Raw genomic sequence first — 25,145 nt, 5'->3', positions numbered from 1 at the left:
TGTAAATACTACATTTTTTCCTGCAATTTTTGGATTGCCTTCTTTTCAATAAGTGAGCACGCGATATAACATATCATTCCTGCAAAAGCCACTCCCCAATAGCGTAGCACACAGTATAGATTGTAAGTATATGATTGTTCCAGGATTACGCTTTGATACCACCAATCAATAACTATTGTTGTACTGCTACACAAAATCATGATTCCCAAGCATGTCCTGATTATCATCTTTTTTCTGGAAAGAATGCATGTTTTTCTAATCAAAATTCCTGCCATACCTAATGCTATACATGCCAAAAAGATAGAAGTACCAAACCACGAGAACCATCTTTGCGCCTTCACTGCCCATGGACATTTTTCCTCGACCGCCCTATATTGTCTTTCCGCTTCTTCGTCAAATCTTCTACGAAAGCTTTCATACTTTTCTGTCTTTCGAGCCTTATATATCTCGCTTGTATCTGAATAATGCAAACCAGCACTCTTCTTTACATCAGATTCAAATTGATTTATATGTTCTTCTACATCTGCCTCACCAGCAGACCAATCTTTATTCTCATATATAGCATTTTCAGCAGATTGAATATAGGTGTCAATAATAGTCGGATATTCAGAACTACTGTAGATTGCCCGCGTAATATCTTGCTGCAAGTCCCCCATACTCCTATCATCTTCCTCAGAAGATGTTTCCGTATAATGTTCAAAAATTGCAACAAACGGGAAACTATCCATGGCATTACTAACCCAGAACTGAATATTGGACGCCGTCATAATTTGCATAATATGAATTGAAAAGCAGAATATAACAATACATGTCAGTACTCTTTCTTGTTTCCAGCTACATCTTCGCTCTGTCAGTGCCTTTTGTAACCTATATGCATCTTCTTTTGAAAACTCATTGTTTGGTATTTTTAGTAAATGTAAAATGCTATTTTTCATCCTGCCTGCTTTCATACTCATATAACTTTCTTCGGAGTCTCTTTTCCCTGTATTTTTCCATGTTATACCGGATAAAAGCAATCGCAAACATAGGAATAATGTAAAATAAACTCATACCCATACTATAATTTGCCCTATGCTGTACCACGGTCGTGCAGAACCAACTATATATTTCATAATTCATCCCCGCACACAAAAGCCCAGCACTGCACCAGATGAAAACAACACCTTTCTTCCACAAGACTTTTTTTGTTTTTCGATACCATAACAATGCAATTATAAATATTAAAGCTTCGATTGCAAGACCATTATAACCCGACGCAAACCTATAATACAGCTTTACTTCCTTTCTGTAATTTTTGCTCAACTCATCGTATAGCATTTGTGCACGTTCTGTTAATGTCTTCTCGACATCCTCATTACATTCTTCTGTGACATAATTCACATTATCATTCGGATATCTTTTCTTCGCCTGGGATTCCATTTCTTTCCCTATCCGAGAAACATAACCTGTAATATCCACCTCTGATGCATCAAATGCTTTATCCTCGCATACCGCATTGCTAATTAACTTTTCGTATTCTATAACTACTTTCGAATACCCTTTGCTATTCAGAAAGTCTGATTGCATTTCATAATAAATTTTAGTAGACTTTGATTCATCAAAGTATGATTGTTGCATTTCACAGCGATAATAATCGTCTGCACAGTTTTTCAATGCATCCGATAACAACAGCCACATTCTGACATTAAATCGTGCCCAGAAATTCATTATCAATATCGCTATAAGCAAGGTCAGCACGACCATTAGGACAATCTGTACTCCATGAAACGTTGCAGTTTCATCTAATTGTTCACGCAGTTTCTTCGCCTGCTCATCCGTTTTTATTTTCCTCATGATTTTAAACTACCTCTTTCCCCACTTGCAACAATCCGTCCCTTCCTCTTTTTTACCAATTCCTTCATCACATGACAAGTTTTTGGCTGAATCCTGCACATTTCTGGCTGAATTCTGTTCTTGTTGCATACTTTCTTTACGATATAATAAAAGAAAAAGATATTGGGAGATTCACTATGATTCATATTGGAATATGTGATGATGACTCTGTTTTCAGAAATCATCTGAAAGAAGAAATAGCAAAATATTTTACAAATACCACGCAAGACATCTGCTGTCATCTTTTCGAAGATGCCGAGCAACTATTTGCTTATGACATTACATCACTACAACTTTTGTTTTTAGACATACGACTTCCCGGAAAATCCGGTCTGGAACTTGCGCAGACATTGCAGACAAACGGCGCCGCTTCCACACCAATTCTCATATTTATCAGCAGTCTTTCCAATTATGTCTTTGAGGCGATCCATTATGCACCATTCCGTTTTCTTAGAAAAGAATTTCTAGCAGAAGAACTGCCAGAGGCATTGACCGCATTTTTGCAAAAATACCATGCCCCCAATACATCGGTCTGCCAGATACAGCTTGTCGAAAAAGGCAGTTCTCACATGGTATCCTTAAATGAGATACAATATTTAGAGATTAATTTGCACTATCTTGACTTTCATTGCACACAGCAGACCTATCATGTGCGCGGTAAATTATCCGCATATGAATCCATCCTACGCGAACATAGTTTTTGTCGGATCAATCAGAGTTGCATGGTCAATCTTGATTATATCCGTGTGGTCTCCAATAGTTCCATCGTACTACGCAACGGGCAGGAACTATTCCTCTCACGCAGTTACAAAGCTGCTTTTCGTTCTGCATACTTAAAATTTGAAAGGAGCCAAACCCATGTCCTTACTATTTAATCTTTTCGAAATCGCTGCACTTATACTCACTTATGTCTTTTTCTGCCTGGTCGCAAATACTTTTTTTCAAAAATCTCAGCGCTATCATGTCACATATTTAATATTTTTCGGAACTGTCGAAGTAATTCTCGGTTTGCTTCCGCCTACTCTCCTGCCCAATACGATCTTTTCTCTGCTATCCATGCTCCTATCTCTGCTTGTACTCCTATGTTGCTTTGATGGTACATTATGGAAAAAACTGACAATGCTGATTCTCTTTAACATCGTTGACCTGCTCATTTCCAACATCATAACCAATCTGTTCCTGCTATCCGGTCACACAACTGCCAGTATGTTATTTACAAAAGGCTCTTACCTGCGACTCTTATACTTGTTTGTCATCTATATGACCGAATTTGCCATCGTCTACTACCTGAACCATTTCCACACATTTTCTAATGTTCTCACGCAAAAATCACTATGGATATCTTTTTTGTTTTTCTTCTGTGACTTTATCGTAGCATTTCTGCTTCATATTATTTTGGTTTCTTTTGCCCCCAAGTTGCCATATCTCTATGGCATTTGTCTATCTATAGCATTGTGCCTGATTGCTACGACGCTCATGGGTCTTTATCTATTAAAAGCGCAGGAACAAGAACAGGAAAACAGTATAGAAATGGCTCTCTTAAAATTGCAGTTACAGCAGCAAAAAGAACTTATTTTAGAAAGTGAAGAACATTATCAGCAATCTCGGATTTTAAAACACGATATCAAACATCTTCTCCTCAATTACCGCATTTTATTGGCAGAAGGGAAGCAGCAACAGGTTATGGATAATATCACCGAATTTATCTCTGATGCTCCGTCATCTTCGGACATTATCTATACCGATAATCAGCTGTTAAATGCCCTCTTGCATGCAAAACAACAACGTTGCCTTAAGGAAAATATTATCTTTGAGCAACACATTGTTTTAGATCCTTTATACGACAATATCCAAGTAATGATTCTCATTCTCAATCTATTGGATAATGCGATAGAGGCATCCTCAAAAGAACCTGCCGGCAATCGCCTGATACGATTTGAAATCATTCAGACCGAACAGAATATCAGTATTGTCTCCCAAAACAGAATATCTTCTTCCGTATTGGAACATAACCCTGATCTGCTATCAAAAAAGCCGCATTCTCACGAACACGGCTTAGGGTTAAAAAGTATTTCATTGTTGACTGAGCAATATCATGGTATGCTCGACATCTATGAGGAGCAAAACTTATTCTGCGTACATGTTTTGCTTCCATACTAATCTTACGCTTCCAACATCTTTTCCAAGGTTGCCACCTTGACGCATACGCAGAAGATCTCTGCAGCTGCCTTTAAGTCTTCCATCGTAGGATAAGATGGTGCAATTCTGATGACAGAATCTTTCGGATCCTTTCCATATGGGAATGGCGCACCTGCCGGTGTCAGCACAACACCAGCCTCTTTTGCCAGTGCAACGACACGCTTGGCGCAGCCCTCATTTGTCTCATATGTGATGAAATAACCGCCCATCGGCTTGATCCATGATCCTGCTCCCAGACCGGAAAGTTGGCTTTCCAAAGTTTCCAGTACCAGTTCAAATCTAGGTCTTAAAAATTCTGCATGTTTTTCCATATGTTTTGCAATGCCATCGGCATCTTTAAAGAAACGGACATGACGCAACTGGTTGACCTTGTCAAAACCGATCGTCTGAATAGTCAGTGACTTCTTGATATCCGCAAGGTTTGCCTCAGATGCTGCAATGGCTGCAATGCCACCTCCGGCAAAGGAGATCTTGGAGGTAGAGCAGAACTCAAATACCATATCCGGGTTGCCTGCCTTCTCACATTCATCCAAAATATTTAAGATCTTTCCCTTTTCTGCGCCATACAGATGATGTACGGCATAAGCGTTATCCCAAAAGATACGGAAATCTTTTGCTGCCGGCTTTAATGCTGCCATACGTCTCACCGTCTCATCAGAGTAGATCACGCCCTGTGGATTGGAGTACTTCGGTACACACCAGATACCCTTGATGGCATCATCCTCTGCTACCAATTTTTCCACCATATCCATATCCGGTCCTTCTTCTGTCATTGGCACATTGATCATTTCCACGCCGAAATGCTCGGTCACTGCAAAATGACGATCATAGCCAGGCACCGGACATAAGAATTTTACTTTATCTAATTTACACCAAGGGGTCTGGCCCAAATAACCCAAAAGCATTCCACGAGCCACCATGTCATACATGGTATTTAAACTGGAATTGCCACAAACAATGACCTGTTCCGGTCTGACTTCCATAATACCTGCCATAAGACGCTTTGCCTCAGGGATGCCGTCCAGTCCGCCGTAATTACGTGTATCCAGACCGTTTTCTGCCTGCATCAAAGACTCTGCATCCACTGCATTGAGCAGCCCCATGCCCAGATCCAACTGCCCGCTGGATGGTTTACCACGGGACATATCGAGTTTCAGACCCTTGTCCTGATACTCTTTGTAGATCTGACGTACCTTTGTCAGTTCTTCCTGCAACTGTTCCTTTGTCATGTCTGCATATGTTTGCATGCTATTTGTTCCTCCTGTTGCTTGTTCCTTTATTAAATAAACTTTGCCGACCGCTGTCATCGCCCGCAAAGGTCATTTCCTCTTACTCCGCTTCTCTGCGGATCTTTTCCAGATGATCCCGGATCTGTTTTTCGTAGCCCATATCTGTCGGCTCATAAAAACGTGCGCCTGCTAAAGCATCCGGCAGATATTGCTGTGCGACATAATGGTTTTTAAAATCATGTGCGTATTGATAACCAATGCCATGTCCCAGTTTACCGGCGGATTTGTAATGTGAATCCTGCAAATGTACCGGGATCGGTGGTGTCTGTCCGCTTGCCACCATATGCATGGCTGCATCAATGGACAGATAAGAGGCATTACTCTTGGGTGCACATGCCACATAGTTGGTAGCCTCAGCCAGGATGATCTGGCTCTCCGGCATGCCGATGCGTTCCACTGCCTGTGCTGCTGCCACGGCAACCTGCAAAGCCTGCGGGTCTGCATTTCCCACATCCTCTGCTGCACAGATCATGATGCGTCGTGCGATGAATTTGACATCCTCTCCGGCATAGAGCATCCGCGCCAGATAATAGATAGCTGCGTCCGGGTCAGATCCCCGCATACTCTTGATAAAGGCTGAGATTGTGTCGTAGTGGTTGTCCCCACTCTTATCATACTTCACAACACGCCTTTGGATACATTCACTCGCCACGGATAAAGTAATGTGGATCTTCCCATCCGCAGAAGGCTCTGTCGTAAGGACGCCAAGTTCAATGGCTGTCAGTGCACTTCTGGCATCTCCATTTGCCATATCGCTCAGAAAATCAAGCGCATCATCATCAATGACCGCTCCATAAGAGCCAAGTCCTTTTGCACTGTCGGTCAGTGCGCGCCGGATCAAAGTCTTGATGTCCTCCTGGGATAATGGCTTTAGTTCAAAGATGATGGATCTGGATAAAAGCGCGCCGTTGACCTCAAAATATGGGTTTTCCGTCGTTGCTCCGATCAGAATGACCGTCCCATCTTCCACAAAAGGCAAGAGGTAATCCTGCTGTCCCTTGTTAAAACGGTGGATCTCATCAATGAAAAGAATGGTCTTTTTGCCATACATGCCCCGCATGTTCTTGGCATTTTCCACGACCTGCTCCATGTCTTTCTTGCCTGCCGCCGTCGCATTAATGGATGTAAATTCCGCGCTGGTCGTATTGGCAATGACCTTGGCAAGGGTCGTCTTTCCGGTTCCCGGCGGTCCATAGAAAATAATGGATGATATCTTGTCCGCCATGATGGCACGATACAAGAGTTTGTCCTTTCCTATGATATGCTGCTGTCCGACGACTTCATCCAGACTCGTCGGCCGCATACGGGATGCCAAAGGAGATTCCTTTTTTCCATTTTCCTGTCGCATGTAATCAAATAAATCCATGTTTCCTCCGAAATTGCATTTTAAAATATAAAATCTTGCATATTTACTTGCATGTTTCCTATTTTTTCTTGCATTTTCGTTTTAAAATGCAGGATTTCGTATCTGATTATGCGTCACACCTAATAAGATACTAAATAATGGGAAAAAGTACAAGTCTTTTGTCATATATATTTTCTATCACTTGCATGTCATAAACCTATCACGGTTCCACAAGGCGGTCGACTGTCACAAAGGTATAGCCCATTTCCTGCAAAGCCGGAATGAGTTCCCGGACTGCCTCCACAGTGGACGGATAAGCGTCGTGCATTAAAATAATATCATTTTCTCCCACATTTTTCACTACCTTACAATAAACCTGCTCCGCGTTCTGTAGGCTCCAATCCAGAGTATCCACATCCCAGAAGATCCAGAACATGCCTGTCTGCTTTTCCAAGGTCTCATTTTTGCAACCAAACGGCGGGCGGAAAAATTGCGGACGTTTTCCGGTCAGACCTTCTAAAATATCATTAGTCTTTGTTATCTCCTCTGTTGTCTCATCCGCGGAGATCTGGCAGACATTGGCGTGCGTATAAGTGTGATTTCCGATCAGATGCCCGGCATCGCTTACCTTTTTTACAACATCCGGGTAGAGTTCAGCTTCTTTTCCCATCATAAAAAAACTCGCCTTTATACCTGCCTGATCCAAGACATCAAGGATCTCCTCTGTATAGACCGGATGGGGACCGTCATCAAAAGTCAGGGCTACGAGTTTTTCCGCCGGGTCTGCCCAGTCTGCATTGCTTATGACTGTCGCAGTCTTTCGCACCGGGTCCGATCCTTCATAGACCGCATACTGCCAGAAAAGTCCGCCACACGTCACAAGCAGTCCAAAAAGTCCCGTCAGGATATACTTCTTTTTCATAAAAAAAGCCAGCCCTGACTTTTTGCCAAGACTGGCTCTGCTCTTATTCTTCATACTATAGTATATGAAAAATGTGCTCTTTTATGCCTGATGCTTTACGACAGCGGTCAATTCTGTACCCGCTACATCAATATAAATGGTATCGCCCATATCCACTTCATCTGCCAAAATGCATTTGGCTGCCATGGTCTCTACATACTTTTGCAGATACCGCTTGAGTGGTCTTGCACCATAGATCGGATCATAACCATGATCGACAATGTAGGTCTCTGCCTCCGGTGACAATTCCACACGGATCTCACGGTTTGCCAGACGTCCGTTCAACTCCTCCATGAGAAGCGTCACGATATGACCGATATTATCCTTGGTAAGCGGCTTGAACAAAATGGTTTCATCCAGACGGTTCAAAAATTCCGGTCTGAAATGCTGACGCAGTTCGTTCATCACGGCATCTTCGGCTTCCGGTCGGATATTGCCATTTTCATCAATGCCCTCCAACAGATAAGAAGACCCCAAATTACTGGTCATGATGATAATGGTATTTTTAAAGTCAACCGTCCTGCCCTGTGAATCTGTGATACGTCCATCGTCTAAGACCTGCAAGAGGACATTGAAGACATCCGGGTGCGCCTTTTCCACCTCGTCAAAGAGAACAACGGAATAAGGTTTTCTGCGGACTGCCTCTGTCAGTTGTCCGCCCTCATCATAGCCGACATATCCAGGAGGCGCTCCGATCAGACGGGAAACGGAATACTTCTCCATGTACTCGCTCATATCCAGACGTACCATGTTGTTCTCATCGTCAAACAGGCTTGCCGCCAATGTCTTTGCCAGTTCCGTCTTACCTACACCGGTAGGTCCTAAGAAAAGGAAGGATCCGATCGGTTTGTCTGGGTCTTTGATACCCGCTTTGGAACGGATGATGGCTTCACTGACCTTGGTCACGCCCTCATCCTGACCGATGACCCGCTTGTGGAGTTCATCTGCTAAGTGCAGGGTCTTATTGCGCTCGCTCTCATTTAATTTTGCCACCGGAATACCGGTCCAGCGGGAGATGATACGGGCGATCTCCTCCTCGGTCACGCTCTCGTGGACAAGACTCATATCCTTATTCTTGATCAGTTCTTCTTCCTGCTCCAACTGCTTTTCCAACTGTGGCAGTTTGCCGTATTGGAGTTCTGCCGCCTTTTCCAGATCATAATTCTGCTGGGCGATCTTAATCTCATTGCGCAGGCTCTCCAGTTCCTCTCGTAACTGGGAAACCTTTTCTACTGCGTGCTTTTCGTTATCCCACTGGGCTTTCTGTCCGGAGAATTTCTCCCGCAGTTCGGAAAGTTCTTTTTGCAGATTTTCCAGACGCTCCTGACTCAAATGATCGTCCTCTTTTTTCAGCGCAGTCTCCTCGATCTGAAGCTGCATGATACGACGGTTGAGTTCGTCCAACTCTGTCGGCATGGAATCCAATTCCGTCTTGATCAGGGCACACGCCTCATCGACCAGATCGATCGCCTTATCCGGCAGGAAACGGTCTGAGATATAACGGTTGGATAAAGTTGCCGCAGAAACCAACGCACCATCTGTGATCTTAACGCCATGGAATACTTCATAACGTTCTTTCAGACCACGCAGGATGGAAATGGTGTCTTCGACCGATGGTTCATCCACCATAACCGGCTGAAAACGTCGCTCCAGCGCCGGATCTTTTTCAATGTATTCCCTGTATTCATCCAGAGTCGTTGCACCGATACAATGCAATTCTCCACGCGCAAGCATTGGTTTTAACATATTGCCCGCATCCATGGCACCGTCTGTCTTTCCGGCACCAACGATGGTATGCAGTTCATCGATAAAGAGGATGATCTCGCCATCGGAATTCTTAATCTCATCCAAAACGGCTTTCAGACGTTCCTCAAACTCACCACGATATTTTGCACCGGCGACCAGTGCACCCATATCCAGGGCAAACAACTTCTTGTCCTTCAGTCCTTCCGGTACATCCCCGCGGACAATTCGCTGTGCCAGACCCTCTACGGCTGCCGTTTTGCCGACACCCGGCTCACCGATCAGTACCGGGTTATTCTTGGTCTTACGGGATAGGATACGGATCACATTGCGGATCTCTGCGTCTCGTCCGATGACCGGATCAAGTTTCTGGTCTCTGGCACGTTCGACCATATCATAACCGTATTTCTCCAAGGTATCATAGGTTGCTTCCGGATTGTCCGTCATCACCCTCTGGTTGCCCCGCACGGTAGAAAGTGCCTGTAAAAAGCGGTCTCTGGTAATGCCATACTCCTTAAAGATTTCCTTGATGGCACGATTCGGGTAACGGATCATGGCAAGGAAAAGGTGCTCGACGGAGACATACTCGTCCCCCATCGCCTTTGCCTCATCCTCTGCATGGATGAGTACCTGATTTAAGTCCTTACCGACATAGACCTGCCCCCCGGAAACTTTTGTCCTTGCCTCCAGATGCCGGATGGCATTATCCTTAAAATGTTCTAACTGTATCTCCATCTTTTCGATCATCTGCGGGATCAGTCCATTTTCCTGCTGCAAAAGAGCGACCAAAAGATGTTCCTGTTCGATCTCCTGATTTCCATATTCATATGCCAATTTCTCACAGTCCTGCACTGCTTCCATTGACTTTTGTGTAAATTTCTGGATGTTCATATGCTTCACCTCCTAAATCTTATCTTATCACGCAGACGCTCTTTCTGCACCTGCATATTCTCTTAATTTTTGTTTTGCCATCGCATTCAGATGTCTCGGCACATCGACCTCCACGGTCACGTACTGATCGCCGTGGAATTGCGCATTCCGCATGGAGACGATACCCTTATTTTTCAGACGGATCTTGCTGCCGGACTGGGTGCCCTCTTTGATCTGACACTCGACATCGCCGTACAAGGTGTGGACTCTGGCAGATCCGCCCAGGGCTGCCGTTACAAATGGCACACGGATGGTCGAATAGACATCCATGCCTTCCCTACGGAAAGCCTTACTGTCAAGCACATGGACTGCCAGCATCAGATCACCATTCTTGCCACCATTTATGCCCGGCTGACCTTTTCCTGCAAGTCGTACAGTCTTCCCCTCATCGATTCCTGCCGGAATATGCACCGACAAAGTCTGCGGCTGTCTGCCGGATGGATCAGAGATCGTGATCTGCTTGTCACAGCCAAAGGCTGCATCTTCAAAGGATATGGTGATCTCTGCATGCAGATCTTTTCCTTTCATTGCACGGTTGCCAAAGCCCTGTGATCTGCCGCCAAAACCGGAGCCACCACCAAAAGCACCTCCAAAGATGGAATCAAAGATATCTCCCATATCATCCATATTGCCGCCTTCAAAATGAAACTCCATGCCATCACCATTGCGATAGAACTTGGTTCCCCCGAAGCCGGAGCCGCCAAAACCACTTGCCTGGTTCGGATCAAAGCCTTCTGTAAAGGCAGCGTGTCCAAACTGGTCGTACAACTTTCTTTTTTCTTTATCACTCAAGACATCATAGGCTTCTGTGATCTCTTTAAACTTTTCTTCCGCCTTTGCATCCCCCGCGTTGGTATCGGGATGGTATTTCTTTGCCAATCGCCGAAACGCTTTCTTTATCGTACTCTCATCCGCTTTCTTGTCGACACCCAAGACTTCATAATAATCTCTCTTGGCAGACATCCCAACTCACCTACTTTCTTATTTAAAAGAAAACTGGCTACGGATTGTAGCCAGCCTCTTTTGTTCCTATCATCGATCACTCAATGGCGATCGTTTTTTTCTGCTCTACCTTCGGCTGGGCTTCCTTCTTTGGAATATCCAACTTCAAAGTACCGTTTTCAAATTTCGCCTTGATGTCCTCATGGGTGATATCTTCACCTACATAAAAACTTCTCTGGCAGGAACCACTGTAACGCTCCTTGCGAATGTACTTGCCATCTTCGGATTTCTCCTCGTCATTCGTGCTCGTTGTAGCACTGATGATCAGATAGCCATCCTTCAATTCCGCGTTTACATTTTCCTTACTATATCCCGGAAGATCAATCACCACTTCGTAACCTGTCTCTGTTTCTTTGACATCCGTCTGCATCAGGTTTGCCTTAGCAGTCGGTGTGGTCTTTCTCTCCTGTGGGAATACAAAGAAATCATCCATAAAATCATTTCCAAAAATACTAGGCATTAACATAAGTCATCGCTCCTTCCATATCATCAAAACTATTTGTTTTCTTATCTCATTGTTTTAATGTCTTTTCTTTTGACAATTATGTTATAGCACCTTTATTAGCACTCGTCAATAGTGAGTGCTAATAATTTTTGAAAATTCACAAAATCGTCACAAAAATCCCCAGACGGATCTTTTCCATCTGGGGATTGCTGTTTACTCTTTCTTTATTTTATGCGACTACCATATGTTCTTCGATGAAACCCTCCACCTGATTGCGCGGGATCTCCAGCACCGCGGAAATCTCCGAGTACAACTGCATCTCCGCCATCTTCATGTAGCGCTCATCCAGAGCCGTCATCTTCTTGCCCTTTTCCATACGTCCGCGTCCACGCTCCCGCACAGTCTTTAAAAGACGAACCCATTCCTTGCCGTCCAGACTACGGATGCACTCCTTGTATTCGTTCTCACGCTGCTTGTCATTGGTCACGTTTAACATATCGATCTGCGGCATCGCCTTGATCAGTGACATGACATCATCCTTGGTCATAACCCGGCGAATGGAAAGTTTGGGATTGTCCACCGGCGCATACATGATGCTGGTGCCATCTGTCGTCGGCGACAAATAATAATACTGCCGGTCTTTTGGCACATTCGGCATATCCAGGGTGTCGATCTTTACAATCTCGCATACACCATGATGACCATACACTACTCGTTCGCCCACTTCAAACATCTTGACACATCCTTTCACCAATTTCGACAACTCCATCGAGTCCACGACAATTTACACACATTTTACCTATATACATATATATTTTATCAACTTTTGGCAAAAAATGTAAGGGCGAATTTTCACAAAGTATATCTGAAACGCAAATGGATATTTTTCACAAACAAAAGGCACCTATCAAAAGGTGCCTTAAAAGATCCATATATCTAGATCTGTGTCATCACAAAGATATCGTAAATAGCCTTGATAGCATTGTCAAAATCATTGTTGCTGACACCGATAATGATGTTCAACTCGGAAGATCCCTGATCGATCATCTTAACATTGATGTTGGCATGTGCCAGTGCAGAGAAGATCCTTCCTGCTGTACCACGGGTAGACTTCATGCCACGGCCAACGACAGCGATCAGTGCCAGATCCGCTTCCAGATCAATGATGTCCGGATTTACGAGACGACGGATGGAAGAAATAACCTGCTGCTCTTTTCCTTCGAACTCTTCCTGATGTACAAAAACTGTCATGGTATCAATACCAGATGGCATATGTTCAATGGAAATACCATTCTCTTCAAATGCCTCCAGTGCTTTACGACAGAAGCCCACTTCTGAGTTCATCATATCTTTATCAATATTGACTGCTACAAAGCCTCTCTTGCCGGCAATACCGGTAATCGTATAATCTGCCTTTTGACAGGTGCTTTCCACAATCATGGTTCCCGGTTCTTCCGGCGCATTGGTATTCTTGATATTGATCGGGATGCCCGCTTTGCGTACCGGGAAGATTGCATCTTCATGCAGCACGGAGGCGCCCATATAAGAAAGTTCTCGTAATTCTCTATAAGTGATCACCTTGATCGGCTGTGCATTCTCAACGATTCTAGGATCTGCGACCAGACAACCGGAAACATCTGTCCAGTTCTCATAGACGCTGGCATGTACTGCCTTGGAAACGATCGATCCTGTAATATCAGATCCACCTCTGGAGAATGTTTTTACATTGCCATTGCTATCACTTCCGTAAAAACCTGGAATCACAGCCTTTTCTACATGCGAGAGACGTTCTGCCATCGCCTTATCTGTTTTATAGTCATCAAAGTTTCCATTCTCGTCAAAGAAGATCACTTCTGCTGCATCGATAAATTCATAGCCTAAGTAGTTTGCCATGATGATACCATTTAAATATTCACCACGGCTGGCTGCATAATCTTCTCCGGCTTTATCTGCAAAGTTTTTTTCGATTGTTCTGAATTCGTCTTCCAAAGAAAGTGTCAGATTCAGTCCATTGATAATGGAATTGTAACGTTCCTTAATTTTTTTCAGTGCACCCTTAAAGTCTTCCTCGGCTTCTGCTAATGCATAACAGGAATAAAGCATATCTGTTACTTTCGTATCCTTTGCATTACGTTTTCCCGGCGCACTCGGCACAACATAACGACGTGACTCATCCGCGCGGATAATATCTCCTACCTTGGCAAACTGTGCTGCACTTGCCAGGGAACTTCCACCAAATTTTACTACTTTAACCATTGTCTTACTCCTTAACACTCGTGTATATATAAAAATCGTCCGATCAAATCAGATGCTTTCTATATCTTATACTATATCTTATACTGTTTCTTCTTGCGTTGCTACAATATATCCGCTCTCGATTATAGCATATCCTGTCAAGTGCATGCAATGGAAAAACTTTTCGGTTATTCCTTCTGGTTATTCCTGTACGATACGATTGTATGTCCGGGCAGTCATCAGATACACCAGCACATAGATGATACCAAATACCACAAAACAGCCAACCATACACCCTGCCAAAAGCGCTGTATTGCGCATATTAAAGAGTGACAACATACGACGGATCATTGGAAAAGCAAAACAGGTATGGATACAGGCAGCTACAAGCGGCATAAAAAATACCATCAACACCTGGGAACGAATGGCAGAGGACACTTCCTCATGCGTCATGCCGACCTGCTGCATAATATGAAATCTCTTTCGATCATCATATCCTTCTGACATCTGTTTATAATAAATGATCAAAACTGTTGCAATCATAAAGAGTACACCAAGAAAAGCACCCGTAAAGAACAAACCACCATAAAGCGCATTCAACGATTTCTCATTCACGTTTCGATTTTCCACAGAAAAGCTGCTCATGTTTGTGGATGGATACTTTTGTATTTTCTTATAGAGTTCCTTTTGCTGATCAGCATCTCCATCGATATCAATACCATAATATGATCGCAACTCGTTAAAACAGTCATCATACTGATATGGTATGTGCTCTGCTATTTGCTCTACCGCTGCTTCATCTGGGAAAACAATGTAATATCCACTTGACATATAAGATGCCAGTATTCCATTGCACGGTGCCTTTTTCACTTCTTTTGCACGATAATCCTGTCCCATAATCTCAATCATGTCTTTTCCATAACGTTCATGAGCCGCATATACCAAAACCTCTCCCGGTTCTAACGTCTCCTTTGTATGCATGCTCTTATTGTAATCCTCCAGATTCATGCAAAAAAGAACTCCCGCAGACGTTCCCATGGCAGACGCATCTGCTTCAAATGCATCTCCATGTCTTCGGGTATAAATAATACAACCGCGTACATAAATCTCATCTTTGACATCACAGCCGGTTTCCTTCGCCATCTGATGAATGGCTTCTATCATCTTCTGATCGTCACTGCGACTTGTACCGGAAACATAACACATGTTCTGCATCGGATAACGCGTATATAAAATATCGTGCATGCTAAACATCATAGAAGATGTCGTGGAAATCATCACGAGCACCATGGTAGAAAGAACACAAATGTGCGCTAATCCTATCGCATTTTGTTTCATACGATACATCATACCGGAAACACTCACAAAATGATTTGTCTTATAATAGAAACTTTTCTTCTTTTTCAGCAATTTTAGTAACGCAATACTTCCCGCTGTAAACAGCAGATATGTGCCAAAAATGACGCAGAGAACGGCTACAAAAAACATAGCAAGCGCAGACACCGGATCTTCTATTTTCAGTGAAATAGTATAGCCGGTCGCCAAAAGTATGAAGCCAAGAATGGCAAGCAGCCATTTTGCACGTGGTTCCTTTTCGCCCATATCCGTTCCATGTAAAAGTTCGATTGGCGATGTCGCATGAATTTGCGCGATATCATAAAAATAATTTAGTGCCATTATGACAACAAACAATACCACCGTACGTCCAATCGCAAGCGGCGATACAAAAAAGCCCAGCGGAACAGAGAAACCTAGCATGCGTATCAGAACTGCATACAAAAGTTTATCCAAAAGCATGCCAAAAAGAATTCCTGCGAAAAGTCCTATCACAAGTACACTTAAGCTCTCCCAGAACAAGGTGATCGCCAGATGTTTTTTCTCTAAGCCAAGCATATGGTAAACACCAAACTCTTTTCTTCTCTGCTTGATCAGAAAGCTGTTCGTATATAACATGAAAATCACTAGAAAAAAGCGGACAACCCAACAGGCAAATATCAAAATAGAATTCATTGTATCAAAGCCGAGCATGTTCTCAAATCCCGGATTCAGTGCCAATGATTGTATAATATAAAACATTGCCACAGCAGCAATCACGCTGAGTATATAAGGAGTGTATGTTTTTCCATTCTTTTTCATATTCGTTTTTGCCAACTGGCGGTAAAATCCTTTACTCATTTTCATCACCGCCTGTCGTCAAGAGTGTCAGTGTATTGGCAATCTTTTGATACATTTCCTCATTCGTACTGTTGCCACGATACAGCTGATGAAACACTTCGCCATCCTTAATAAACAAGACACGACTTGCATGCGATGCCGCTTTGGTCGAATGGGTTACCATCAAGATCGTCTGCCCTGCCGTATGCAGCTCTGAGAATACCTGTAACAATTCATCTGTTGCCTTCGAATCCAAAGCTCCTGTCGGTTCATCTGCGAGAAGCAGTTCCGGATCCATCATGAGTGCACGTGTCACTGCCGCACGCTGTTTCTGTCCACCAGACACCTCATATGGAAATTTATCTAAAACATCCTCTATGCCCAGTCTTTTTGCCAGAGGCTCTGCTTTTGCCTTCATCTCTTCTGGTTTTTTCCCCGCGAGCACCATTGGTAAATAAATGTTATCTCTTAGAGAAAAGGTATCCAACAAATTAAAATCCTGAAATACAAATCCCAAATGATCACGACGGAATTTAGAAATTTCTTTTTCCGGCAAGTCCGTAATATCACATCCATCTAAAAGAACACTGCCGCTCGTTGGTCGGTCGAGTGCTGCTAAAATATTCAAAAGTGTTGTCTTACCACTTCCGGATTCTCCCATAATTGCCAAATATTCTCCCTGTTCCACAGAAAAAGAAACATCCCATAATGCTTGCACCTGATTTCCGCCCAGACGCGTTTTATATATCTTTTCCAGACAATTTACTTCTAACATAGCCATATTTTCCTCCTGTCCTACACGCATAAACGTTCATCCACTGCGTGTATGCTGCCTTTCTGGTTACAAGCATACTTTAACAAAAGCCCTATAAGTCAACCATCGAATCGTGTGACATATAAGGCTTCTTATGTGACATTTTTGTAAGATAGCAAAAATTATTCTATTACCCGCTCTTCTCTGCGAAGATCCAGTGTGACGGTTGTTCCCTCGCCCACAACGGATGTCAATGAAATACTATGATGCAGGCGGTTCATCGTCCGCTTACATAAATACAATCCCAGACCGGTGGATTTGTGATCTGCTCTGCCGTTATACCCTGTGTATCCTTTTTCAAAAACGCGTGGCACATCTTCAGGCGCAATCCCGATTCCTGTGTCACGAATGGTAAGAAGTCCCGGCGTTTCCATGGCAATGGTTACACTTCCCTGATTTGTATATTTGAGTGCATTGGAAAGCACCTGTTCCAGCACAAAGCAAAACCATTTTTCATCAGTAAGCACATGTGCCGAGATCGTATCATAACAGATTGCAATCTTTTTCTGCACAAAAACGGACGCATATTTACGGATCGTTTTTCGTATCAATTCATCCAAATCATAGGAATCAAAAACAAAGTCCGTTCCCGATTCCTCTAATCTTGTAAAATGAAGAATCATCTCAACATACTCTTCCATACGAAAAAGCTGCAGCTGCAGTTGTCGGCTTTCCGGTGTATCTTTTTTTTGCAGTAACATATTCATCGCTGCCATCGGTGTCTTCACCTGGTGCACCCACGTCGTATAATACTCCTGTCTTTCTTTTGTTGCAGTCTGCAGTTGTTCTGCCTGTTTACAATAGCGTTCCGTAAGCTGACCGAGCAAATCGAGATACTCTTTTTCTACCGGATCATTCGTTTCAAACAAACACAATTCCCGGCTTCCCATATTCTGGGCAACCTGTTTTCTTTTTTCTTCTTTCTCGCGAAAATGCAAAAAATCATGCACCATAAAAAGCAATACCAAAACAGTTGCCAGACCAACGCCATACAAAATGCTCTCCAGTGCCTGTCCATAAAGCAGCTGGACCAGAATTGGAACACTGCAAAGAAGCAGCCATATGCATAGATATCCCCGACGATATTGTAAATATTTCTTCATATGACCTCCTATTCCAAGGGCAAGAGATAGCCGACGCCAACCTTTGTCACAATATAGTCATGCAGGCCAATGCTGTCTAATTTTTTTCGCAAGCGGTTCACATTGACTGTCAGCGTATTTTCTTCTACATAATCATCCATCTGCCACAGACGCATCATAAGCGTATCACGACTGACGATTTCACCTTTGCGCTCCATCAATGTCTGCAAAATGCGAAATTCGTTCTTCGTCAGTTCGATTTTCTGTCCATCATAGGTAATGGTAGAATCCATCAATCCCAGCATCAGACCCCGATGCTCCAACATAGGAAGCTGGTTTCCCATGTCATATGTCCGCCGAAGCATTGCAGTGATTTTTGCCATCATCACATCCAGATCAATAGGCTTTGCCAGGAAATCATCTCCCCCCATATTCATTGCCATAACAATATTCATATTATCAGAAGCTGACGATAAGAATACGACCGGCACTTGCGAAACCTGGCGAATCTGCGTACACCAGTGATATCCATTAAAAAACGGAAGCATAATATCCATCAAAACAAGATGTGGGTCGTACGCCGTAAATTCTGTCATAACATTTTGAAAATGCTCTACAATCCTGGCTTCGTTGCCCCAGGACTCTATCTTTTCTTTCATGGCGTTTGCCATGGTTGGATCATCTTCCACAATAAATATACGATACATTGCCGTCCTCTTTCTCTCTGATTTTAACCCATTATAACACTCTAAAAATCATTGTACCACTTCATCAGACATTAAAAATCCCCACAGAGAAAATCTCTGCGGGGATGACATAGTATTTATGTTGTAATTTAAAATTCTTAGCCTCGCACTAAATTCAAACTTCGCTTACGCTCGTTCTCATTAAGTTGCTTTCGGTCTATCTCTGCACGCGGGCTCCGGCACCACCCATGATTGCTTCTACTTCCTTCTTGCTAGCCATAGTGGTATCACCAGGTGTTGTCATAGCAAGTGCACCATGTGCTGCACCATAGTTAACAGCCAACTCTGCATCGCCTGTTGTCATAAGACCGTAAATCAATCCAGATGCGAAAGAATCTCCACCACCTACACGGTCCATGATTTCAAGTCCCTTGTAATCCTTAGCCTTATGAATTTCACCATCTGCCCAGCAGATTGCGCTCCAGTCATTTACAGTTGCAGTCTTAACTTCACGAAGTGTTGTAGCAACAGCCTTGAAGTTAGGATATGTCTTAGCTGCTTCGTTGATCATCTTCTTGTATCCGTCAAGGTTGAGTTCCTTTAAGTTCTCATCGTTTCCTTCGATTTCAAATCCAAGACATGCGGTAAAGTCTTCTTCGTTACCGATCATAACGTCAACATACTTAGCGATCTCCTTGTTGACTTCCTGAGCCTTAGCCTGTCCGCCAATAGCGCTCCACATAGATGGACGGTAGTTCAGATCGTAAGATACGATCGTGCCGTACTTCTTAGCAGCCTTGATCGCAGCGATAACAGTCTCGCATGACTGCTCTGAAAGTGCTGCATAGATACCGCCTGTATGCAACCAACGAGCACCAAGTTCACCAAAGATATAATCAAAGTCGAAATCTTCCGGCCTTGCCTTAGAGATTGCTGTGTTTGCTCTGTCAGAGCATCCTACTGCACCACGGATACCAAATCCACGCTCTGTAAAGTTGATACCGTTACGGCAGATTCTTCCGATTCCGTCTGTATCCATCCACTTGATCAGAGAGGTATCAACGCCACCCTGAAGGATGAAATCTTCCATCAACTTACCTACTTCGTTATCAGCAAATGCTGTGATAACACCGGTATTCATGCCAAAGCATCTGCGAAGACCACGAACTACGTTGTATTCTCCGCCGCCTTCCCATGCACGGAACTGTCTTGCGGTGCGAATTCTGCCTTCGCCCGGATCCAGACGTAACATAACTTCACCCAATGAAACTGCGTCAAACTTGCACTCACTTGCTGGTCTTAAATTCAAATCCATTTCTCTTCTCCTTTTATTTAAAATATTACGATGCCTACCTAGACATCTTTTTCTACATAACTTACAAGGTGGAGTATAGCACGAAACGAATTTCTTGTTTTACTTTTTTACCAACACCACAACTTGTGCAATGTTTTCCACAAAATTTGCAATCCGCACCTCGCAAAATCTTCGATGTTTCTGGATTACAAAATTTGTAAAAAAAGAGCTGCCCAAGTTGTGGACAGCTCCTTTAAAACTCTTATGAAATTACTTTCGGATACAACGTAACCAAGTTTCCGTGCGGATTACTCAGCGATGTCAGCGTACATGAAGTACCAGTATCCGTTAGATGCATGCCATGCACCTGTAACCTTGTCGCTCATGAGATAGAAATCATTGTAGTATGCAACTGGGATACATGCAGCATCATCCATAAGGATATCTTCTGCTTCGTGAAGTGCTGCAGAACGCTCTGCTGCGTCTGTAGTTGTTCTAGACTTCTCGATTACTGCATCGAATTCAGGGTTGCTGTATTTACCATCGTTGTTACCATTGTCTGTTGTGAACAGTTCAAGGATGTTAGATGGATCAGAGTAGTCACCTACCCAACCATTACGAGATGACATGTAATCACCATTACGACGCATTGGTGTGAAGGAAGCCCATTCTACGACTTCTACATCAACATCAATACCAAGTTCGCCCCAAGCCTTCTGTAAGTACTCAGCAACTACCTTATGATATCCTGCATCATTTGTAGAATATGTGATCTTTGGAATTCCCTTTCCATCAGCATATCCAGCTTCTTTCAAGAGATCCTTTGCCTTCTGAAGGTTTGCATCATAATCTGTTGTGCTGATATATTCCTTACCGCCATTAGCGTTCTCAGAGAAATCAGAACCATCTGTATCTTTCCATCCTGGTCCTACAAGATTACCAGCTGGAGAATATGTTCCCTGCATCAAAGTGTTTGCAACATAGTCACGATCGATAGCAAGTGAAAGTGCCTGACGAACCTGCTTGTTGTTAAATGGCTCTTTCTGAAGGTTCAAGCTTAAGTAGTATGTTCCGATGATTGGCTCTACATGGAAGTCATCAGAATCCTTAAGTGAAGGAATCTCTTCTGTAGGAACATCCTTGATCATCTGACATTCACCTGTCTGGTATGCGCTGTATGCAGCGTTTGCATCTTCGATCAAGTTGAACTTGATTCCGTCTAACTTAATAGAATCAGCATCCCAGTAATTAGGATTCTTCTTCATTAATACATAAGATCCTGGAACCCATTCAGTTACATAGAAAGGTCCGTTAGAAATATATGTATCTGCTGCTGTTGCCCAAGCATCACCATTTGCATCGATTGTTGCCTTCTGAACTGGGTTCAATGTAGCAAATGCTGCAATAGATTCGAAGTATGGGCATGGATTTGCAAGATGTACAACAAATGTCTTGTCATCCTTTGCTTCAACGCCAAGCTTTTCGATGTCTCCAGCTGCTGCCTCATCAAATCCTTCAACCATTCCAAGAACAGTTGATGCATATGGAGCTGCTACGTTAGGATCGCAGACACGCTGCCAACTGTAAACGAAATCTTCTGCTGTCAAATCAGAACCATCTGACCACTTAAGACCATCTCTTAAATGGAATGTGTAGGTAAGTCCATCATCAGATACTTCCCACTTTTCAGCCTGTCCAGCTTCTGGATCGCCATTCTCATCGAGTTTCAAAAGACCCTCGAATGCGTGTAAGATCATCTCACCACCGTCGATTGCGGAGTTAAGTGCTGGATCAACTGTCTCTGGATCTGGACCAGTCTCAACAGATAAAATCTTTTCATCTGATGAAGCACTAGACTTCTTACCATCTCCTGAAGATGATCCACATGCTACAAGACCTACTGTCATTGCAGCAACGAGTAATAAGGAAATCACTCTCTTTTTCATATTTTTTCCTCCTTAAATATGGGCAGTTTCTTTTATACTGCCAGGTTTATATAAACACTGCGAGGGGAAAAACCTCGCAAGGTTTACCATAAATTACTGTACCTTATCCAGGTTGTGGCATGCTGCATAATGTCCCGGAGAAATCTCCCTGAATTCAGGAACCTCCCGCGCACACTGTTCTGTGGCATATGGGCATCTGGTACGGAAACGACATCCGGAAGGTGGATTCAACGGACTTGGTACATCCCCTTCCAAAACAATACGTTTGCTTGTTCTCGCGATCTTTGGATCTGCGATCGGGATCGCAGAAATCAGACTCTTTGTATATGGATGAACCGGGTGTGTTGTCAATTCATAACTGTCTGCCAGTTCTACCATTCTTCCTAAATACATAACACCGATACGATCTGAGATATGCTTTACTACAGATAAATCATGTGCAATGAAAAGATAGGTCAGACCCATTTCTTCCTGCAAGTCTTCAAACATGTTGATGACCTGTGCCTGAATGGATACATCCAGTGCGGAGATCGGCTCATCACAGACAATAAATTCTGGATTGACTGCAAGGGCTCTTGCAATACCAACACGCTGTCTCTGTCCACCGGAAAATTCATGTGGATAACGGTTCGCATGTTCAGAGTTTAATCCAACTTTACGAAGCATGTCAATAATTAATTCATATCTTTCTTGTTTATTTGCAGCAAGATTATGTGTATCGATCGCTTCACCAACGATATCTCCTACCGTCATACGTGGATCCAGACTTGCGTATGGATCCTGGAACACGATCTGCATCTTCTTACGATATGGAAGCATCTGTGCCCACTGATTCTTTTCTACATCAAATACAACGTCGCCGTCATATGTAAAACGTCCGCCTGTTGGCTGATACAAACGCAACAGTGCACGACCTGTGGTAGTCTTACCACATCCAGACTCACCTACGAGACCAAGTGTCTCGCCACGATTGATGCTAAAAGAAACATCATCTACCGCCTGAATGTACTTTTTATGCTTACCATGGCCTCCTGCTGGAAAGTACTGACGCAAATGTTCTACTTCGATAAATTTATCACTCATTTGCTTCTCCCTTCTCCATGGCTTCTTTCTGATTGAGCCAACATTGTGTATAGTGAACATCATCAAACTGGGTTACCGGTGGCATCTCGCGCAGGCATATCTTCATACATGCTTCGCAACGAGGTGCAAAAGGACAACCTGCCGGAGGGTTCAAAAGATCCACTGGAGTTCCTTCGATCGGAACCAGTCTCTCATGTTCCTTGGTATCCAGTCTAGGGATAGAACGGATCAATCCCTTGGTATACATATGGTGTGGACGATAGAAAATATCATCTGTCGTACCATACTCGACGATTCTTCCTGCATACATAACCGCAATGCGGTCACACATGGAAGCAACAACACCCAGATCATGTGTGATCATGATGATCGCCATGCCGAGTTTGTCCTTGAGTTCCATCATCAGTTCCAGGATCTGTGCCTGAATGGTAACGTCCAATGCGGTTGTAGGCTCATCTGCGATCAATAACTTTGGTTCGCAGGCAAGTGCGATAGCGATCATAACACGCTGTCTCATACCACCGGACAACTCATGCGGATACTGCTTTAATCTCTTTTCCGGCTCGTTGATACCAACGAGTTCCAGCAATTCTTTTGCACGGGCATATGCCTGTTTTTTATCTTTGTCGGTATGCAGACGGATAACCTCCGTGATCTGATTACCGATGGTGTAAACCGGATTCAAACTGGTCATTGGATCCTGGAAAATGATAGAGATTTCTTTACCGCGGATCTTGCGCATCTCTTTTTCACCCATTTCCTCAATCTCGTGACCGTTAAACTGTAATGTACCACCTATCAATTTACCAGGATGAGCCGTCAGTCCCATCAGAGAATATGCCGTAACGGATTTACCGGAACCTGACTCTCCAACGATACCAAGGACTTCTCCCTCTTTTAAATGAATGGATACATCGTTAAGCGCTTTAACCTCTCCTGCCGGAGTAAAGAAGGAAAGACGCTCGTTCTTTATATCTACTAAGTATTCTTCTGCCATGACGCGTCCCCTTTCTAATTCTTTAACTTCGGATCGAATGCATCGCGAAGTCCATCACCTAACAGGTTAAAACTCAAAATGATCAAACTGATCGCAACAGCAGGGATGAACAAAAGGTATGGATAAGTTCCGATACCATTGATTGCATCACTTGCCAAACTTCCCAGTGAAGGAAGCGGAACTGCAACACCCATTCCCAAGAAACTCAGGAAAGACTCTGTAAAAATAGAGGATGGGATCTGCAAGGTTGTTGTAACGATCAATGTACCGATACAGTTGGTAAGCAGATGGTTCTTGATGATCTTACCATTGCTGACACCAAGTGCACGGGCTGCGGTAACATACTCGCTTTCCTTTAACATGAGGATTTGGCTTCGTACCATACGTGCCATACCTACCCAGTACAAAAGTGCGAATACGATGAAAATACTGATCAGGTTGGTTCCGACTGTCTGTACCCACTTAAATCCAGGTGCATTTGCCAGATTGTTCAGTGGATCTTTCAAAGCGAAAGATAAAAGTACGATCAAAAGCACGTCAGGAACCGTATATATGATATCTACGATTCTCATCATGATCAGATCGACCCAGCCGCCAAAGAAGGCTGCGATAGATCCGTAAATAGATCCGATCACCAGGATGATCGCTGTAGCGATCAAACCTACCAGAAGTGAGATACGGCTACCCATCATAACACGGATGGCGTAGTCACGTCCCATCTTATCTGTACCGAAGACATGTGGGAATACGGATTCCCCGGCATCGATTCTTGCCTGCTCGTCTGCGGAATATGTAAACGGTGCAAGGTTGTTGGCACCCTTGATCTGCTCATCGTATGTATATGGATAGAACGATGGAACAATAAATGAGAAAATCATGACCAAAATGATAACAACGATAGATACCATTGCCACTTTGTTCTTTCTCAATCTGCGGAAACCGTCTTTCCAGAAACTAACGCTTTCCCGCATGATGACCTGACTCTGTTTTTCCTCCTCAGATGCAGGGAGAAAATCATCAGGATTCAAATCTAACTGAAAACTTAATGGATTCTTCTTCATCTCATTT

21 protein-coding genes are annotated in these 25,145 nt (G+C 43.5%); 2 read left to right on the top strand and 19 right to left on the bottom strand.

All coding sequences use genetic code 11. The features are described 5' to 3' along the window. Window positions 1-8: 8 nt before the first annotated feature. Window positions 9-956: a hypothetical protein gene (locus H8R94_RS09255; protein ID WP_186854483.1), complete on the bottom strand. Its 948-nt coding sequence runs from the start codon at window positions 954-956 to the stop codon at window positions 9-11. Then, complete coding sequence (locus tag H8R94_RS09250) at window positions 925-1,833, bottom strand: hypothetical protein (RefSeq protein ID WP_186854482.1); 909 nt, start codon at window positions 1,831-1,833, stop codon at window positions 925-927. The genes H8R94_RS09255 and H8R94_RS09250 overlap by 32 nt, the downstream gene beginning before the upstream one ends. Window positions 1,834-2,009: 176 nt before the next feature. On the opposite strand from H8R94_RS09250, the gene H8R94_RS09245 reads away from it, so the two are divergent. After that, window positions 2,010-2,747, top strand: coding sequence for a LytR/AlgR family response regulator transcription factor (locus H8R94_RS09245; protein ID WP_186854481.1), 738 nt, complete (start codon window positions 2,010-2,012; stop codon window positions 2,745-2,747). Next, window positions 2,731-4,032 carry a GHKL domain-containing protein gene (locus H8R94_RS09240; RefSeq protein WP_186854480.1) on the top strand — a complete coding sequence of 434 codons (1,302 nt, stop codon included), beginning with the start codon at window positions 2,731-2,733 and terminating at the stop codon, window positions 4,030-4,032. The genes H8R94_RS09245 and H8R94_RS09240 overlap by 17 nt, the downstream gene beginning before the upstream one ends. A 2-nt stretch (window positions 4,033-4,034) precedes the next feature. On the opposite strand, the gene H8R94_RS09235 is transcribed toward H8R94_RS09240, so the two are convergent. The 17 genes from H8R94_RS09235 to H8R94_RS09155 all read right to left on the bottom strand — a co-directional run bounded on the left by H8R94_RS09235 (window position 4,035) and on the right by H8R94_RS09155 (window position 25,138). Then, a complete protein-coding gene (locus tag H8R94_RS09235) occupies window positions 4,035-5,318 on the bottom strand; it encodes an aminotransferase class I/II-fold pyridoxal phosphate-dependent enzyme (protein ID WP_186854479.1) in 1,284 nt (427 codons plus the stop codon). Window positions 5,319-5,400: 82 nt separating this feature from the next. Then, window positions 5,401-6,726: a replication-associated recombination protein A gene (locus H8R94_RS09230; protein WP_186854478.1), complete on the bottom strand. Its 1,326-nt coding sequence runs from the start codon at window positions 6,724-6,726 to the stop codon at window positions 5,401-5,403. Window positions 6,727-6,925: 199 nt separating this feature from the next. Beyond that, the gene (locus tag H8R94_RS09225; RefSeq protein ID WP_158573055.1) at window positions 6,926-7,627 is read right to left on the bottom strand and encodes a polysaccharide deacetylase family protein; all 702 of its coding nucleotides are present in this window, start codon (window positions 7,625-7,627) and stop codon (window positions 6,926-6,928) included. An 81-nt stretch (window positions 7,628-7,708) separates the two neighbouring features. Continuing rightward, a complete protein-coding gene (gene clpB, locus H8R94_RS09220) occupies window positions 7,709-10,300 on the bottom strand; it encodes an ATP-dependent chaperone ClpB (RefSeq protein ID WP_186854477.1) in 2,592 nt (863 codons plus the stop codon). 27 nt (window positions 10,301-10,327) lie between these two features. Further along, window positions 10,328-11,302 carry a DnaJ C-terminal domain-containing protein gene (locus H8R94_RS09215; RefSeq protein WP_186854476.1) on the bottom strand — a complete coding sequence of 325 codons (975 nt, stop codon included), beginning with the start codon at window positions 11,300-11,302 and terminating at the stop codon, window positions 10,328-10,330. A 76-nt stretch (window positions 11,303-11,378) separates the two neighbouring features. Next, the gene (locus tag H8R94_RS09210; RefSeq protein WP_118281673.1) at window positions 11,379-11,807 is read right to left on the bottom strand and encodes an Hsp20/alpha crystallin family protein; all 429 of its coding nucleotides are present in this window, start codon (window positions 11,805-11,807) and stop codon (window positions 11,379-11,381) included. Between the two features lie 208 nt (window positions 11,808-12,015). After that, window positions 12,016-12,519, bottom strand: a complete 504-nt coding sequence (locus H8R94_RS09205) for a CarD family transcriptional regulator (RefSeq protein WP_186854475.1) — start codon at window positions 12,517-12,519, stop codon at window positions 12,016-12,018. 203 nt (window positions 12,520-12,722) lie between these two features. Next, on the bottom strand, window positions 12,723-14,042 hold the full coding sequence (locus tag H8R94_RS09200; protein ID WP_118281671.1) for an aspartate kinase: 1,320 nt from the start codon (window positions 14,040-14,042) through the stop codon (window positions 12,723-12,725). 180 nt (window positions 14,043-14,222) lie between these two features. Next, on the bottom strand, window positions 14,223-16,196 hold the full coding sequence (locus H8R94_RS09195) for an ABC transporter permease (RefSeq protein ID WP_186854474.1): 1,974 nt from the start codon (window positions 16,194-16,196) through the stop codon (window positions 14,223-14,225). Beyond that, window positions 16,189-16,956, bottom strand: coding sequence for an ABC transporter ATP-binding protein (locus tag H8R94_RS09190; protein ID WP_186854473.1), 768 nt, complete (start codon window positions 16,954-16,956; stop codon window positions 16,189-16,191). The genes H8R94_RS09195 and H8R94_RS09190 overlap by 8 nt, the downstream gene beginning before the upstream one ends. Window positions 16,957-17,111: 155 nt before the next feature. After that, complete coding sequence (locus tag H8R94_RS09185; protein ID WP_186854472.1) at window positions 17,112-18,092, bottom strand: sensor histidine kinase; 981 nt, start codon at window positions 18,090-18,092, stop codon at window positions 17,112-17,114. 8 nt (window positions 18,093-18,100) lie between these two features. Next, the gene (locus H8R94_RS09180; RefSeq protein WP_186854471.1) at window positions 18,101-18,778 is read right to left on the bottom strand and encodes a response regulator transcription factor; all 678 of its coding nucleotides are present in this window, start codon (window positions 18,776-18,778) and stop codon (window positions 18,101-18,103) included. Window positions 18,779-18,974: 196 nt separating this feature from the next. Then, a complete protein-coding gene (locus H8R94_RS09175) occupies window positions 18,975-20,072 on the bottom strand; it encodes a sugar kinase (protein ID WP_118281666.1) in 1,098 nt (365 codons plus the stop codon). A gap of 287 nt (window positions 20,073-20,359) precedes the next feature. Beyond that, the gene (locus tag H8R94_RS09170) at window positions 20,360-21,997 is read right to left on the bottom strand and encodes a peptide ABC transporter substrate-binding protein (protein WP_118281665.1); all 1,638 of its coding nucleotides are present in this window, start codon (window positions 21,995-21,997) and stop codon (window positions 20,360-20,362) included. Between the two features lie 93 nt (window positions 21,998-22,090). Beyond that, the gene (locus tag H8R94_RS09165; RefSeq protein ID WP_186854470.1) at window positions 22,091-23,080 is read right to left on the bottom strand and encodes an ABC transporter ATP-binding protein; all 990 of its coding nucleotides are present in this window, start codon (window positions 23,078-23,080) and stop codon (window positions 22,091-22,093) included. Further along, the gene (locus H8R94_RS09160; RefSeq protein ID WP_118535330.1) at window positions 23,073-24,077 is read right to left on the bottom strand and encodes an ABC transporter ATP-binding protein; all 1,005 of its coding nucleotides are present in this window, start codon (window positions 24,075-24,077) and stop codon (window positions 23,073-23,075) included. The genes H8R94_RS09165 and H8R94_RS09160 overlap by 8 nt, the downstream gene beginning before the upstream one ends. Before the next feature lie 14 nt (window positions 24,078-24,091). Further along, complete coding sequence (locus H8R94_RS09155; RefSeq protein WP_118535331.1) at window positions 24,092-25,138, bottom strand: ABC transporter permease; 1,047 nt, start codon at window positions 25,136-25,138, stop codon at window positions 24,092-24,094. Window positions 25,139-25,145 lie beyond the last annotated feature (7 nt).

Source organism: Roseburia lenta (assembly GCF_014287435.1).
Lineage (GTDB): Bacteria > Bacillota > Clostridia > Lachnospirales > Lachnospiraceae > Pararoseburia > Pararoseburia lenta.
The sequence above is the reverse complement of the archived record's forward strand: the minus strand, read 5'-3'. Positions and strand labels throughout refer to the sequence as shown.

What these genes read in the sequence shown, in the direction of transcription:
- H8R94_RS09175 (WP_118281666.1), bottom strand. Translation starts at nt 20,072, where the DNA reads ATGGATTTGAATTTAAGACCAGCAAGTGAGTGCAAGTTTGACGCAGTT.
- H8R94_RS09245 (WP_186854481.1), top strand. Translation starts at nt 2,010, where the DNA reads ATGATTCATATTGGAATATGTGATGATGACTCTGTTTTCAGAAATCAT.
- H8R94_RS09230 (WP_186854478.1), bottom strand. Translation starts at nt 6,726, where the DNA reads ATGGATTTATTTGATTACATGCGACAGGAAAATGGAAAAAAGGAATCT.
- H8R94_RS09255 (WP_186854483.1), bottom strand. Translation starts at nt 956, where the DNA reads ATGAGTATGAAAGCAGGCAGGATGAAAAATAGCATTTTACATTTACTA.
- H8R94_RS09240 (WP_186854480.1), top strand. Translation starts at nt 2,731, where the DNA reads ATGTCCTTACTATTTAATCTTTTCGAAATCGCTGCACTTATACTCACT.
- H8R94_RS09155 (WP_118535331.1), bottom strand. Translation starts at nt 25,138, where the DNA reads ATGAAGAAGAATCCATTAAGTTTTCAGTTAGATTTGAATCCTGATGAT.
- clpB (WP_186854477.1), bottom strand. Translation starts at nt 10,300, where the DNA reads ATGAACATCCAGAAATTTACACAAAAGTCAATGGAAGCAGTGCAGGAC.
- H8R94_RS09190 (WP_186854473.1), bottom strand. Translation starts at nt 16,956, where the DNA reads ATGGCTATGTTAGAAGTAAATTGTCTGGAAAAGATATATAAAACGCGT.
- H8R94_RS09160 (WP_118535330.1), bottom strand. Translation starts at nt 24,077, where the DNA reads ATGGCAGAAGAATACTTAGTAGATATAAAGAACGAGCGTCTTTCCTTC.
- H8R94_RS09200 (WP_118281671.1), bottom strand. Translation starts at nt 14,042, where the DNA reads ATGGTTAAAGTAGTAAAATTTGGTGGAAGTTCCCTGGCAAGTGCAGCA.
- H8R94_RS09180 (WP_186854471.1), bottom strand. Translation starts at nt 18,778, where the DNA reads ATGTATCGTATATTTATTGTGGAAGATGATCCAACCATGGCAAACGCC.
- H8R94_RS09205 (WP_186854475.1), bottom strand. Translation starts at nt 12,519, where the DNA reads ATGTTTGAAGTGGGCGAACGAGTAGTGTATGGTCATCATGGTGTATGC.
- H8R94_RS09225 (WP_158573055.1), bottom strand. Translation starts at nt 7,627, where the DNA reads ATGAAAAAGAAGTATATCCTGACGGGACTTTTTGGACTGCTTGTGACG.
- H8R94_RS09195 (WP_186854474.1), bottom strand. Translation starts at nt 16,196, where the DNA reads ATGAGTAAAGGATTTTACCGCCAGTTGGCAAAAACGAATATGAAAAAG.
- H8R94_RS09165 (WP_186854470.1), bottom strand. Translation starts at nt 23,080, where the DNA reads ATGAGTGATAAATTTATCGAAGTAGAACATTTGCGTCAGTACTTTCCA.
- H8R94_RS09215 (WP_186854476.1), bottom strand. Translation starts at nt 11,302, where the DNA reads ATGTCTGCCAAGAGAGATTATTATGAAGTCTTGGGTGTCGACAAGAAA.
- H8R94_RS09185 (WP_186854472.1), bottom strand. Translation starts at nt 18,092, where the DNA reads ATGAAGAAATATTTACAATATCGTCGGGGATATCTATGCATATGGCTG.
- H8R94_RS09210 (WP_118281673.1), bottom strand. Translation starts at nt 11,807, where the DNA reads ATGTTAATGCCTAGTATTTTTGGAAATGATTTTATGGATGATTTCTTT.
- H8R94_RS09250 (WP_186854482.1), bottom strand. Translation starts at nt 1,833, where the DNA reads ATGAGGAAAATAAAAACGGATGAGCAGGCGAAGAAACTGCGTGAACAA.
- H8R94_RS09170 (WP_118281665.1), bottom strand. Translation starts at nt 21,997, where the DNA reads ATGAAAAAGAGAGTGATTTCCTTATTACTCGTTGCTGCAATGACAGTA.
- H8R94_RS09235 (WP_186854479.1), bottom strand. Translation starts at nt 5,318, where the DNA reads ATGCAAACATATGCAGACATGACAAAGGAACAGTTGCAGGAAGAACTG.